This is a genomic window from Vibrio sp. HB236076 (assembly GCF_040957575.1).
Lineage (GTDB): Bacteria > Pseudomonadota > Gammaproteobacteria > Enterobacterales > Vibrionaceae > Vibrio.
The window spans coordinates 662086-674859 of record NZ_CP162601.1 but is presented as its reverse complement, the minus strand read 5'-3'; the positions used below and the strand labels follow the sequence as shown (position 1 = coordinate 674859).

Genomic DNA, 12774 nt, shown 5'->3' with positions numbered 1-12774 from the left:
AAGCTAGGCGGACGAAAGCCTAGTCTCTCGTCTGCCTTGGCTGGTTAGACACCATCAAATGAGCTACCCACCCTCGTGTCACCCGACTGGGGGCGGTTAGGTTTCATTAGGTTATTCAACAAGGAGTAGTGTATGACCACAGAACGCGAACTCATGGAATACGACGTCGTCATTGTCGGCGGCGGTCCGGCTGGCCTTTCGGCCGCCATTCGCACCAAACAGCTCGATCCTGAATTGTCGGTGATTTTATTGGAGAAAGGCTCAGAAATTGGCGCGCACATTTTGTCTGGTGCGGTATTAGACCCCAGCGGCCTTGATGCGTTATTCCCCCATTGGCGAGACATGGACACGCCAATCAAGACCCCAGTCACCAGCGATAAGTTTGTCATGCTCACTGAGCGAGGCAAACTGACACTGCCTAACATGGCAATGCCAAAATTGATGAACAATCACGGTAACTACATCGTCTCGATGGGCAATGTGTGCCGCTGGCTGGCCGAACAAGCCGAAGCGCTGGGCGTGGAGATTTTTCCTGGCATGGCGTGCTCAGAACTCGTCTGGGAAGGCGATACCTTAGTCGGCGTGGTTGCTGGGGAATTTGGCCGCCAAAGCGATGGCAGCGAAGGCCCCGCTTACGAACCCGGCATGATCTTAAAAGGCAAATACGTTTTCTTAGCCGAAGGCGTGCGCGGGTCGCTTAGCCAACAAGTGATCAAAAAGCTCAATTTAAGCCAAGGGCATCAAGTACAAAAATACGGTCTTGGCATGAAAGAGATCTGGAAAATCGACCCAGAAAAACACCAGCTCGGCACCGTAGTGCACACCATGGGCTGGCCTTTAAACAACCACGCTGGTGGCGGTTCATTCATCTATCACGCCGAAGACAATCAAGTGTTTATCGGTTTTGTTGTGCACCTGAATTACGCCAACCCCCATTTATCGCCCTATCAAGAGTTTCAACGCTTCAAGCACCACCCCGAGATCGCCCAATTACTCGAAGGCGGTGAGCGCGTCGCGTATGGCGCTCGTGCTATCTCGGAAGGCGGTTACCAGTCGATCCCAGAGGTGGCCTTTGCCGGCGGTGCGCTGCTTGGCTGCTCGGCCGGCCTGGTCAATGTGCCGCGTATTAAAGGCAACCACAATGCGATGTTATCTGGGCAACTGGCCGCCAGCGCCGCCGTCGAGGCGATCCATCAAGGCCGTCAAAGCGATGTGCTCACTGACTACAACGATGAGCTTCGCAATGGCGCCATTGGTCAAGATTTAAAACCGGTGCAAAACGTCAAACCATTGTGGTCGAAGTTTGGTCTGTGGGGCGGTCTGATCTTTGGGGGGCTAGATATGTGGTGGGCCAGTTTGTTTGGCAAGCCGTTATTGGGTTCAATGCCCCATGGCAAAAGCGACGCCGAATCGACGCAAGCGGCGGAAAAGTTCACGCCCATCGATTACCCCAAGCCCGATGGCGTACTCAGTTTCGACCGACTCACCAACGTGGCCTTTTCTGCCACCAATCACGATGAATCCCAACCGGCGCACCTGCGTCTGCACGACAGTGAGTTGCCGATCAAGGTGACCTTGCCCCAGTTTGATGAACCCGCGCAGCGCTATTGCCCGGCTGGCGTTTATGAAGTGGTGACAGAGCAACAAGCGCACAAGTTTCAGATCAACTTTCAAAACTGCTTGCACTGCAAAACCTGTGACATTAAAGACCCGATGCAAAACATTGTCTGGAGTACGCCACAAGGGGGGGATGGCCCTAATTATCCCAATATGTGAGCACTGTCTTGCCCCGCCCTTCGCAGCCCCACTCACTCGGTGGGGCCTTCTCGTTTCGATGTGATGAGTGTCCAATCGCCTCATCCAACCTGCTCAGCACTAAGACTGACTCATGGCAAGTCAATGACAGTCGTTTGATAAGTCTCTATAATCGGCCAAAAGATCAAGAAAACAACGCGGCTCAACACGTTATCGACAGCGGCGAACACCGTTGCGAACACGATGGTTATCAAAGGATTTAGGACTCATAGCACCATGGCACTCACCACCCATAATCTCAGTGTTGGTTATCACGACAAAGCGATTGTCCAACACGTTACTATTGAGATCCCCGACGGCAAAGTCATCGCACTGATTGGCCCAAACGGATGCGGTAAATCGACCTTGCTCAAGGCGTTGGCCAATATTTTAACGCCATTAACGGGTGAAGCGCGATGGCAAAACCAGTCCCTGCATGGCCTGTCACCCGCTTACCTCGCCACGCAATTGGCCTTGCTGCCACAAACGCAACCCATCCCAGAAGGCATTATCGTTAAAGATCTAGTGGCGTACGGACGCAGTCCTCACACCGGGTTTTGGGGGCGACTGAAGCCGCGCGATCACCAAATCGTTGCCGAGGCAATGCAGACCGTTGGTGTCGATGCGTTGGCAGAACAATTGGTCAGTGAACTTTCCGGCGGCCAACGCCAGCGGGTGTGGCTTGCCATGACACTCGCTCAAGATACCCCGTATTTACTGCTCGATGAGCCGACCACTTATATGGACATCAACCACCAAGTCGAGTTGATGAAGCTGTTGCGCAAACTCAATGAGCAAGGCAAGACCATCGTCACTGTCTTACACGACATCAACCAAGCTGCGCGATATTGCGATCATTTGATTGTGATGAAAGCCGGGCAGATCAGCGCACAAGGCAGCCCTGAAGCCATCCTAAGTCAATCTATGCTCAAAGCCGTGTTTGATCTCGATGCCCAAATTCACCGTGATCCGATTGCCAATACCCCGATGTGCGTGGTCGAATAATGTCTGTGGTGAAATGATGCCTGTGGCCGAGTGATCTGTGTGATCGAATAAGCCCACCAGCGCTCAAACGACGCACTGGTGGGCTTTAACGCGACTAGGCGGGGCGAGTAAACCACTGTTGAATGAATACCGTGAGCCAACCGCTGAACACACCAAGCCAGATAATAGCAAGGTACACAGCTAGGCTATCGGCATGCAGTGGCGGATGGGCTGCAAAAAAAGCAATCATACCAATAAACCAAGCCGCTAAATTATTGACCCAAGGGATGACGCGCAGGCTGACTACTGCAAAAGCGCACACAAACACCGCGCAGGCAAACGACAACACTCCGATAACCGGCATCAAACCGCCGATCAAGTGCGCCGCGCCAATGGCCAACACAAACCCCAACCCAGAACAAAGCCCGGCACTGAGCGCATTTTGCCAAGTGGGTGGACGGGTGAAAAATGCCACCCAGCCAACAAACATCACCCAAGGTGCTAAACCGATTAATGCCGTCAGTAAGGCAGATAAACTGGCGACACAGGCGGCAACCAAGGTCGCGCGATGAAAGGTACACTCACGCCAAGCACGCATCTGAATCAACATATCAAGACTCCTTAAATCATGCCGCCATTGGCACGCAGTACTTGCCCGTTAACCCATTGACCATCAGTGCCGGCCAGAAAAGCCACTACATTGGCAATGTCTTCTGGCTGACCAAGGCGGCCAAGTGGGTTGAGTGACGATAAGTGTTCAATGACCGACGGTGGTTTTCCGTCTAAGAACAATTCGGTCGCCGTCGGACCTGGTGCGACGCAATTTACCGTGATCTGGCGCCCGGCAAGCTCTTTGGCAAAGATCGCCGACAGCGTCTCGACCGCGGCCTTCGTCGCGGCGTAGACGCCATAGTTGGCCATTTTTAACCCCACTACACTGGTCGACATATTGATAATGCGCCCGCCCTCGTTCATGTGACTGGCGGCGCAGCGCAAGGTGTTAAAAGTGCCGGTTAAATTGGTATCAATATGGGATTGATAATGCTGGTCACTGGTTTGTGACACCGGTGCTAGGGCCATAATCCCCGCGTTATTGACCAGCACATCTAAGCGGCCAAACCTGCGTTTCACTTCATCAAACAGGTGATTGACCGACTCCGAATTGGCCACGTCCGCTTGTATTGATACCGCCTGGCCCCCTTGTTGTTCAATCTCTTCAACCAGCTGCTCGGCCTTGGCGGCACTGTTGGCGTAATTGATCACCACCGCATAACCATCACTGGCTAAGCGCTTGGCAATACTGGCACCGATGCCTCTCGACGCGCCGGTAATTAAGGCGACAGGTAAAGTGTTCATCATGATTTCCTCACAGTTACTTAGTTAACAAAAACCAGTATAAAGTGAGAAATTAATTCGATAATGAGGCAATAATGGCCTACATTATTCGAAAATTAACAACAATCTCCATGACAGACACAACGGCTCGCGCTATAAAGAAGGTGTCAAAGATGGAACCGCTCGAGCAAGGGAAAGTGTTATGGACAGATTAAAACAAATGGCGGTTTTTGTGCGTATTGCCGAGCGCCAGAGCTTTACCAAAGCCGCCGATGACTTATTGCTGCCTCGCGCCACCGTAACCAATCAAATCAAGCAACTTGAAGCGCGTTTACAAGTGCGGCTGTTAGAGCGCAGTACTCGCCAAGTGCACTTGACGCAAGAGGGCGCGCTGTTTTATCAACGGGCGACTAAGATCCTTGCCGAGCTAGACGAAGCGGAACACTTATTTTCTCCCCGTGAGCCAAAAGGCGTATTGCGGGTCAATATCGTGGGGGCACTGGCCAGCCACTTTGTGATGCCTTACCTCGATACCTTTTGCCAACGCTATCAGGGCATTGAGTTGCATTTGTCAGAAGACGATCACTACATCGATCTCATCAAAGAAGGGGTCGATTGTGTGGTGCGCGTCGGCCCGCTGCACGACAACACCTTAGTGGCCAAACCTTTGTCTCGGCTTGATATTATTACCGTCGCCAGCCCGCGTTATTTGGCGCAACACGGCACACCGACAACCTTAGACCAACTGACCGAGCACTTTGCCATTGGCTACGCCCATGATATTACTCACCAGCCCTGTCGGCTCGATTTTATGCAAGCCGGTGAGCCCGTGAGCGTCACGCTCAAATCCCGTTTAACCGTCAGCAGTACCGGGCTTTATGCTGATGCGGCACTGGGCGGATTGGGACTCATTCAGGCGCCGCGCTATCGGCTAGAAACCGCGCTGCAACGTGGCGAACTGATCGAAGTACTCAGCGATTACCAGCCCGCTCCTATTCCCGTGTCGCTGCTTTACCCGCAAAATAAGCACGTAACGTCTCGCGTACGGGTATTCGGTGACTGGCTCAGTGAGCGCTTTGAGTCATTATCCTTTAATAAAACGTGATCTCAGAGGGTGTTTTTGGTTACATTAGTCGCCTTCAATAACGGCTTAATCACACCGTCGCATCACTCACGGTGTTACCCATTGCCCTTTATTTCAATCTGACATGGAAGCATGAAACACATGAATCACAAGTTTCAACTCATTTTGACCGGCGGTACTATCGACTCTTACTACGATACGGAGCGTTGTACCCCCATCCCACACCAGCACAGCGTGATTGCCGATCACCTAAAAGACGTCGCCGGTATGCAAGCGGAGCAATTTGATGTGACGACCGTCTGCATGAAAGACAGTCGCGAGATTGAAGATAAAGATATTGATCAAGTGGTTGCTGCGATTGAGCAAAGTCCATTAAACCGCCATGTGATCACGCATGGCTCGTTTACCCTCTTTACCAGTGCGCGTTATTTACAGTCTCGCCTTCAAGCCGAGCACCAACAAGTGATCGTCTTTACCGGTGCCATGATCCCGCTAGCCGGATTTTCTCCTAACGATGCCAGCTTTAACCTGGGCAGCGCCATCACCGCCGCTCAGTGTTTAGAGCCAGGGGTGTACATTGCCTTTCACGGCAAAATTTATCGCCCAGAAGACATGGAAAACCTTCACTAAACGCTCATTGTTTCGCTAAAGCACACTCACCATTAATGGCCAATTGCGTCTTAAACCAAGTGCGCAATTGGCACACTAACTTGTGGTCGCTGCGATAAGAAGGCGCGAGGAAATAAAAGCCAAATCCGCTGTCATACGCCAGCCCCAATGGGTTGACGAGCTCACCCGATGCAATGGCGTGCTCGGCTAAAAAATCAGGGACCAACGCTAACCCCAGTTGTTGGCGGGCCGCTTCGAGTGACATGTAAAAATGCTCAACGCCATGGCTGGTGTGGAGTAAATCGGAATTGGCCACCCCCCAATTATCCAGGCATTGGCGCCACAACTGAGGCCTTGTGGTGTGCATCAACAACGGATGCGACAACAGATCATCAGGGCAATCAATTGGCGACCTTGCCAAACGCTTGGCCCCCGCCACCAATAACAAACGCTCCGCACGCAGCAGCACCGCCTTGTCATCCCCGACCGACAAAGGCAAACAACGCACCGCAATATCGGCACTGGATGAATGAAATTGATAGCCGCCATCGCCGGCACTGATATCAAGGTGCAAAGAGGGGATTGTCGATCGCAATGACTCGAGCCTGGGGATCAACCACAGTGAACTGAACGACGGAGTAACATCAACCGTAAAGCGCTCAACCGACTGAGTTTGTTGCGAAAGGTAAGACGAAGCGCTCTGAATCTGATCCAAGGCCTCGATCACCGTGGGCAAAAATTGTTTACCCGCCTGAGTGAGGCGCAAACCGCTGCCTTGGCGATCAAACAAGGCGACGTCCAAGTGACTTTCCAAGCGTTTAATTTGCTTACTGACTGCCCCTTGTGTCACGAATAGCTCTTTGGCCGCTTGTGAGAAGCTGAGTTTTCTCGCTGCAACTTCAAAGACTTGCAATGCATTTAATGGCGGCAATCGATTTTTCACAGACCTACCCTATGACTTTTATTCACTGGCTATGAGAATAGATCGTTTGTTGAACTCGGTAAAGCAGGCGTAGAGTCAACGCAAAGGAAAACACAGACATGGATATCGAGATGAGCCACATTTTTCAACGTCATTGCCACAGCCAACTGCCGATAGCCACACGTGGTGAAGGCGTCTATCTTTTCGATCAGAATGGCAACGCCTACCTCGATGGCAGTGGCGGTGCCGCGGTCTCTTGTTTAGGCCACAGTCACCCGGCCATTCGCGACGCGTTGCATCAACAAATCGATTCGGTTGCCTACGCCCACAGCGGTTTTTTTAACACTCAAGCCAGTGAGGCTCTGGCAGAAAAGCTGATCGCGCACGCCCCTGGTAAGCTCGACAAAGTCTACTTTTTATCTGGCGGCTCGGAAGCCATTGAAGCGGCGCTCAAACTGGCTCGACAATACTTTGTCGAAAAAGGCCAACCGCAAAAACAACAGTTCATCGCCCGCCGCCAAAGCTATCACGGCAATACCTTAGGCGCATTGGCCGCCGGAGGCAATGCACTGCGCCGAGCCCCCTTTGATCCCTTGTTAATGAAAGTGCACCACATCGCGCCGTGTTTTGCCTACCGATATCAAAGCGCCGACGAAAGTGCTTACCAATATGGGCAGCGCTGCGCGTTAGAGCTTGAACAAAAAATTCTCGAGGTGGGCGCCGAAAACCTGATTGGCTTTATCGCCGAGCCGGTGGTGGGAGCGACTCTTGGGGCTGTCGCCGCCGAACAAGGCTACTTTCAAACCATTCGCCGAATTTGCGACCAATATGGCCTGTTACTCATTTTAGATGAAGTGATGTGTGGCATTGGCCGCACCGGCAGTTTGTTTGCCCATCAACAAGAGCACATCGAGGCGGATATCGTCACCGTTGCCAAAGGGCTTGGCGCGGGGTATCAGCCGATTGCGGCCATGATTGCCAGCCAAGCGATCCATCAGACCATCGCCGATGGCAGTGGTTTTTTCCAACACGGTCATACCTATATGGGCCATGCCGTCGCCACCGCAGGTGCCTTGGCCGTGTTAAACACGCTAGAGCAAGAACAGCTTTTGCCTCAGGTGGTCAGCAAAGGTGAGTTGCTGCAACACACGTTAACCGAGCGCTTTGCCGAGCACCCGTTCGTCGGTGATGTGCGCGGACGCGGGCTGTTTCGCGCCATTGAATTGGTTGAAGACAAAGCCAAGAAAACCCCTTTTGCTTCGTCGAGCGCGTTGCACACCAAGATCAAAGCCAAAGCGATGGCACTTGGGTTAATGTGCTATCCGATGCCCGGCACCGCCGACGGTCAGCACGGCCATCACATTTTGCTAGCCCCGGCCTATATCATCACTAATGACCAAATCGATGAACTGGTCGATAAATTGTATCGCGCTGTCGATGATGTCACTCAATCACTGACCAAAATGTAACCACATTGAAGAAACACCCCATTGATAAGGAAACCCCATGAGTACGCCAACCCCTCACGCCACTCGTATCATCGTCGCCGCCAATGGCGCGAGGCACAGCAAAGACCATCACCCACATTTGCCCATCACGGCACAAGAGATGGCGATAGAAGCTCAGCAGTGCGTCGCGGCAGGCGCCAGTATGATTCACTTACACGCCCGCGATGCCAATGGCGTACACAGCTTGGCGGTGGAGGAGAATCGAGAAGTCTATCAAATGGTCAAGCAGGCAGTTGGCGACCAAGCCTTGGTCCAGTTAACCACCGAAGCGGTCGGCCGTTACTCTCCAGAGCAACAAATGGCACTCGTTGACACCCTTCAACCCGAGGCCACTTCACTGGCACTGGCTGAGCTGATCCCAAGCCCGGAGAGTGAGCCCTTAGCGGCGGCGTTTTTTCAGCGACTCGCAAAGCAAAACACCCTAGTGCAATACATTCTCTATACCCCTGAGCAAGTGCGTGAGTATGGCGCCTTGCGCCAACGCGGCACGATCCTCGATTCGCCCCATCACCTGTTGATTGTGCTTGGTCGTTATCAGCAACACCAACAATCTCACCCCCAAGATTTAGACGCCTTCATGCCGTTGTTGTCTGATATTGCGGTGCCTTGGGCGGTCTGTGCGTTTGGCGCTCAAGAGCAGGCGTGTCTGTGCTACGCCGCCTCACTCGGCGCGGATGTGCGCGTTGGGTTTGAAAATAACCTGTTCGACGAACACGGCCAATTAGCCGCCAGTAATGCCAGCCAAGTCGCCGCATTAAAGCGCGCGTTAGCACAACGAGGCATTGAGGTGGTGACACACCCCACCTGGCCTTAGAGGTTGCGTGGGCTTAGGTGCATTAGACTTAGGTAAAGTGAGCTTAGGTAAAAGCGCTTCGCAAACCACCTCGCGAAAATGTTAACAGGCCCCTTTTTTCGCTTGGCCCGGCGGGCAAAATTTACCGTGGCTGTGATGACCGCCGTGGCCACCATCGGAGCCCACTTTCACGTCGACATTGTCTAAGCGCCCTTCAACGCGCGTGAGTTGGCATCCTGATAACAAGAGCACACTACTGAGTAATAAAAGGGATAATTTCATCGGGTTATTCTCTATGCGTAAAAGTGAATCGACAACCACATCACCAAGCGGAGCAACGACATGGGGTCACCTTGTTGAAGGTGCGGTGGTTACTTTTGTGTCTTGCGAAAAATGCAGTGCTCGGCATACTCGCCAACCTGATTGGCGGTCCAGTCACCTTTTGGTTTGTCGTCCATTTCTTGGCACCATTGTTCGCTGCCCACCTCTGGGCTGCACGCCATTAATCCCATCACACTGACTAAAAGCAAGGCGCGGGTCGCGCGGCTAAATTGAGACATGACACTCTCCAAATAAATAACGCCAGTTTAATTGACGGGGCTTATATAATGACAAATTAAGGTAAAAACCTCCTCAAGGCGGTGTTAGGTGATGAGGTTATTGGGGTTTCAGTCACGTTGTTTTTAGGACAACCGCGTGAAATACTATCGGCTTGATTTTACTAACCGAAGTAAGGAAGGAGCCATGGAGCTTTCTCAAGTCGATATTCAATCGCTGCTGATTTTAAAAACGCTGTTGGAAGAAAAACACGTTTCTAACACCGCTTATAGTATGAATATCAGTCAATCTTCTGTTAGCCGTACTTTACAAAAGATGCGTGGGTTATTTGATGATGACTTGCTGGTTCGCTCTCCTTCGGGGTACGACACCACCGCGAAAGCCCGACAAATTCTGCAAGATATCACTCAGGTCATCAACAGCCTTGAGGTACTAATACACAAACAATCTTTTCAACCCGAACTTTGTACCAGCACGATTAAATTTTTTGGCCTTCAGCCACAAATTAATCGTATTTTACCCACCATTGTCGGTGAGATTCGCCGTCAAGCCCCAAACATGAAAATCAATATTAATAGCAATGCACAGCGCCATTTTGACGCGCTGATTGACGGTAATGTTCACTTTGTCCTGTCTTCTCATCAACCCGAGCACTCGGATCAAAACCTATACCGTATGGCGGTGGCCAAGCGCGACTTTCGGCTATTAATGAACAAAAATCACCCTCTGGCAACACGCCCTCTGACCCCAGAAGCCTTACTTGAATGTCACTTTGGCCAAATTTCATTACAAGGTGAACAAACCCTTTCTTTTGAACATAAATTTATTGAGCTTGGCTTGAGCAACAAAAAAAATCGCTTATCGATCCCGGTACAACTGTCGCACTTTAGCTCAGCCCCTGATATCGCAGCGTGTTCTGATATCGTTTTTCACCTGCCAACGCCATACGCCGAAGAAGCGTGCCGCGATCCTAGGCTCATCACACGCGAGGTTCCCAAAGCGTTGCAGTTACACTTTTCTTCGGTGTTTTTGTATTGGCACAAACGATTTCACAATGACCCGATGTGTGAATGGGTTCGAGGATTGTTTAAGGCCCACTTTGATGAAGAATCTTCAAAAGCCTAACGTCAGATCGCCACAAGAATAACAAAAAAGGCCGAGATCACGTGACCCACTATCCATATTGAGAATAGTGGTCTTGCACAAAATCGATAATGATATGATTGCGAATAATTGTCATTCTCTATTTAATTGATAACAATTATCAATTAAATGGAACTTTGTTATTCATGAAATCGTTTGCTGTGTGCTCTCTGCCTTTCTTGTTGAGTGCCCTGTTGCCTGTATCCCTCTTTGCTCAAGATAATCAGACAGAACATCTGGTAGTGACTGCAACTGGGTATCAACAAACCGAGCTTGAAGCCCCTTCATCGATCAGTGTGATCACTCGAGAAGACATTGAGCAGCGCGCTTATCGCGATCTCACCGATGCCCTAAAAAATGTTCCTGGGGTTACCGTCACAAGTGGAGGTTCCCGACAGGACATTTCCATTCGAGGTATGCCAGCAGACTACACCGCCATTTTAGTGAACGGCCGCAAACAATCGGGGCGCGAAACTCAAGTCAGCAGCAGTGGTGGCTTTGAGCAAGATTGGTTACCCTCGATTGAGATGATTGATCGCATTGAAGTCATACGCGGGCCCATGTCAACGTTATACGGCTCCGATGCCATTGGTGGGGTGATAAATATCATCACACGTCAAGAGTTTGCTACCTGGCAAGGCTCACTACGTGTAGAAACCGTACTCCAAGAAGACGCTGACTATGGCAACTTTTATCAAGGCCAGTTATCGCTCGCCGGGCCTCTGTACCAAGATAAACTCAGTGGCGCGATCAGCGGCTTATATCAAGAACAACAAGAAGATGACATTTTATACGCCAATGGCAGTAAAAGGCTGGACAATGTCAGAACGTCTCTCTATTACCAAGCCACCGAAGCTGACCGTCTGACTTTTGATGCCACGTTTCACGATCAAACACGTAAAAATAGCGCGGATAAATCCCGTACTCGTGATTCTGAAACCAACAATGATCGTGTCTCATTTGGGCTTGCACACCAAGGCCGCTACCTAGATTGGCAAGGGGATTCCTACCTCACTTACGAACAAATAGAGAATCGAGGACGAGAGCTCAAAGTTGAGAACTACCAGGCTCATTCTCAATGGTCAGTGGCAAGCCTTAACCACTACCTGACACTTGGCAGTACACTTGAGTACCAAGCGCTAGACAACAATGAGTACCTTTTTAGCAACGGGCAGTGGTCAGTATTTATCGAAGATGAGTGGCGACTGAACGATGATTGGACTTTAACCTTAGGGATGAGGTACGACGATAACCAACAGTTTGATGGCCATTTAAGCCCCCGCCTTTACAGTGTTTATCACTTAGCGCCGCAATGGACGCTTAAAAGCGGAATCTCTACGGGTTACCGAGCGCCATCGTTAACGGAAATGGAAGCAGACTGGGTTCAAGAAAGCTGTAACGGGCGATGTGACGTTTACGGAAATAGCGATCTAACGCCAGAGCAATCGATCAACTCTGAGATGGGATTGTATTATCACGACAATTCATCGCTAAACGCTAATATCACGGTATTTTACAATGATTTTAACGATAAAATCGATACCGAGGATCTTGAGGAAAATTGTACTGAGACCTATTGTGACAGCCGTTATAACAATATTGATCAGGCCTTTGCATATGGTGTTGAAACCAGTCTATCGAGTGAACTTAGCCAACAAATCAAGATCAATTTAAGTTACACCTATACACACAGCGAACAGTTATCGGGCGAGGACCGCGGCCAACCACTCACACAAATGCCTGAACACTTAGTCAGCCTTAACGGACAATGGCAATTGAGCGACCAAGTCGGCTATTGGTTATCGGCAAATTATCGCGGTAAAGATAACAATACCATCACGACCAACTCGCGTAATAACCTTGCTCCTTCTATAACGGTTTTTGACAGCGGCGCGCACTGGCAAGTGACGCCTTCGCTCAAAGCAATGGCCGCCGTTTACAACATCTTTGATAAAGAAACCACCTACCAAGAATACGGTTACGTTGATTATGGCCGTCGATATTGGCTTGCTATGCACGTGAATTTTTAACGACATCACAGAGA

Annotated in this window: 13 protein-coding genes; 8 read left to right on the top strand and 5 right to left on the bottom strand. The window is 50.8% G+C overall.

Features of this window, described 5'->3' with window-relative positions; all coding sequences use genetic code 11:
- The first annotated feature begins 132 nt into the window (after nt 1-132).
- Both AB0763_RS02990 and fecE read left to right on the top strand, forming a co-directional pair.
- Complete coding sequence (locus AB0763_RS02990) at nt 133-1776, top strand: electron transfer flavoprotein-ubiquinone oxidoreductase (RefSeq protein WP_306101071.1); 1644 nt, start codon at nt 133-135, stop codon at nt 1774-1776.
- Between the two features lie 255 nt (nt 1777-2031).
- Nucleotides 2032-2799 carry a Fe(3+) dicitrate ABC transporter ATP-binding protein FecE gene (gene fecE, locus AB0763_RS02985; RefSeq protein WP_306101070.1) on the top strand — a complete coding sequence of 256 codons (768 nt, stop codon included), beginning with the start codon at nt 2032-2034 and terminating at the stop codon, nt 2797-2799.
- Between the two features lie 94 nt (nt 2800-2893).
- Here fecE and AB0763_RS02980 read toward each other — a convergent pair whose 3' ends face one another.
- Together AB0763_RS02980 and AB0763_RS02975 are read right to left on the bottom strand one after the other, a co-directional pair.
- Nucleotides 2894-3388 (bottom strand): DUF1097 domain-containing protein, encoded by a 495-nt coding sequence (locus AB0763_RS02980; RefSeq protein WP_306101069.1) that lies wholly within the window; start codon nt 3386-3388, stop codon nt 2894-2896.
- An 11-nt stretch (nt 3389-3399) separates the two neighbouring features.
- Nucleotides 3400-4137 carry an SDR family oxidoreductase gene (locus AB0763_RS02975; protein WP_306101068.1) on the bottom strand — a complete coding sequence of 246 codons (738 nt, stop codon included), beginning with the start codon at nt 4135-4137 and terminating at the stop codon, nt 3400-3402.
- A gap of 178 nt (nt 4138-4315) precedes the next feature.
- Here AB0763_RS02975 and AB0763_RS02970 point away from each other — a divergent pair, with 178 nt between their 5' ends.
- Together AB0763_RS02970 and AB0763_RS02965 are read left to right on the top strand one after the other, a co-directional pair.
- Nucleotides 4316-5218 (top strand): LysR family transcriptional regulator, encoded by a 903-nt coding sequence (locus tag AB0763_RS02970; protein WP_306101067.1) that lies wholly within the window; start codon nt 4316-4318, stop codon nt 5216-5218.
- Nucleotides 5219-5338: 120 nt separating this feature from the next.
- The gene (locus AB0763_RS02965) at nt 5339-5827 is read left to right on the top strand and encodes an asparaginase domain-containing protein (RefSeq protein WP_306101066.1); all 489 of its coding nucleotides are present in this window, start codon (nt 5339-5341) and stop codon (nt 5825-5827) included.
- Between the two features lie 4 nt (nt 5828-5831).
- Here AB0763_RS02965 and AB0763_RS02960 read toward each other — a convergent pair whose 3' ends face one another.
- Nucleotides 5832-6749: a LysR substrate-binding domain-containing protein gene (locus AB0763_RS02960; RefSeq protein ID WP_306101065.1), complete on the bottom strand. Its 918-nt coding sequence runs from the start codon at nt 6747-6749 to the stop codon at nt 5832-5834.
- 110 nt (nt 6750-6859) lie between these two features.
- On the opposite strand from AB0763_RS02960, the gene AB0763_RS02955 reads away from it, so the two are divergent.
- Both AB0763_RS02955 and AB0763_RS02950 read left to right on the top strand, forming a co-directional pair.
- Nucleotides 6860-8197, top strand: coding sequence for an aspartate aminotransferase family protein (locus tag AB0763_RS02955; protein WP_306101064.1), 1338 nt, complete (start codon nt 6860-6862; stop codon nt 8195-8197).
- Between the two features lie 37 nt (nt 8198-8234).
- Entirely contained in the window at nt 8235-9050 is an 816-nt protein-coding gene (locus AB0763_RS02950; RefSeq protein ID WP_306101063.1) for a 3-keto-5-aminohexanoate cleavage protein, read from the top strand.
- An 81-nt stretch (nt 9051-9131) separates the two neighbouring features.
- On the opposite strand, the gene AB0763_RS02945 is transcribed toward AB0763_RS02950, so the two are convergent.
- Together AB0763_RS02945 and AB0763_RS02940 are read right to left on the bottom strand one after the other, a co-directional pair.
- Entirely contained in the window at nt 9132-9311 is a 180-nt protein-coding gene (locus AB0763_RS02945) for a hypothetical protein (protein WP_306101062.1), read from the bottom strand.
- A gap of 89 nt (nt 9312-9400) precedes the next feature.
- Nucleotides 9401-9541: a DUF3012 domain-containing protein gene (locus tag AB0763_RS02940; RefSeq protein ID WP_306101244.1), complete on the bottom strand. Its 141-nt coding sequence runs from the start codon at nt 9539-9541 to the stop codon at nt 9401-9403.
- A 232-nt stretch (nt 9542-9773) separates the two neighbouring features.
- On the opposite strand from AB0763_RS02940, the gene AB0763_RS02935 reads away from it, so the two are divergent.
- On the top strand, nt 9774-10712 hold the full coding sequence (locus AB0763_RS02935) for a LysR family transcriptional regulator (protein ID WP_306101061.1): 939 nt from the start codon (nt 9774-9776) through the stop codon (nt 10710-10712).
- 164 nt (nt 10713-10876) lie between these two features.
- Complete coding sequence (locus tag AB0763_RS02930; protein WP_306101060.1) at nt 10877-12760, top strand: TonB-dependent receptor; 1884 nt, start codon at nt 10877-10879, stop codon at nt 12758-12760.
- Nucleotides 12761-12774 lie beyond the last annotated feature (14 nt).

Excerpts from the sequence above, each read along its gene's own strand:
- AB0763_RS02930 (WP_306101060.1), top strand. The coding sequence starts at position 10,877 with ATGAAATCGTTTGCTGTGTGCTCTCTGCCTTTCTTGTTGAGTGCCCTG.
- AB0763_RS02950 (WP_306101063.1), top strand. The coding sequence starts at position 8,235 with ATGAGTACGCCAACCCCTCACGCCACTCGTATCATCGTCGCCGCCAAT.
- AB0763_RS02990 (WP_306101071.1), top strand. The coding sequence starts at position 133 with ATGACCACAGAACGCGAACTCATGGAATACGACGTCGTCATTGTCGGC.
- AB0763_RS02940 (WP_306101244.1), bottom strand. The coding sequence starts at position 9,541 with ATGGGATTAATGGCGTGCAGCCCAGAGGTGGGCAGCGAACAATGGTGC.
- fecE (WP_306101070.1), top strand. The coding sequence starts at position 2,032 with ATGGCACTCACCACCCATAATCTCAGTGTTGGTTATCACGACAAAGCG.
- AB0763_RS02980 (WP_306101069.1), bottom strand. The coding sequence starts at position 3,388 with ATGTTGATTCAGATGCGTGCTTGGCGTGAGTGTACCTTTCATCGCGCG.
- AB0763_RS02935 (WP_306101061.1), top strand. The coding sequence starts at position 9,774 with ATGGAGCTTTCTCAAGTCGATATTCAATCGCTGCTGATTTTAAAAACG.
- AB0763_RS02955 (WP_306101064.1), top strand. The coding sequence starts at position 6,860 with ATGAGCCACATTTTTCAACGTCATTGCCACAGCCAACTGCCGATAGCC.
- AB0763_RS02945 (WP_306101062.1), bottom strand. The coding sequence starts at position 9,311 with ATGAAATTATCCCTTTTATTACTCAGTAGTGTGCTCTTGTTATCAGGA.
- AB0763_RS02970 (WP_306101067.1), top strand. The coding sequence starts at position 4,316 with ATGGACAGATTAAAACAAATGGCGGTTTTTGTGCGTATTGCCGAGCGC.
- AB0763_RS02975 (WP_306101068.1), bottom strand. The coding sequence starts at position 4,137 with ATGATGAACACTTTACCTGTCGCCTTAATTACCGGCGCGTCGAGAGGC.
- AB0763_RS02965 (WP_306101066.1), top strand. The coding sequence starts at position 5,339 with ATGAATCACAAGTTTCAACTCATTTTGACCGGCGGTACTATCGACTCT.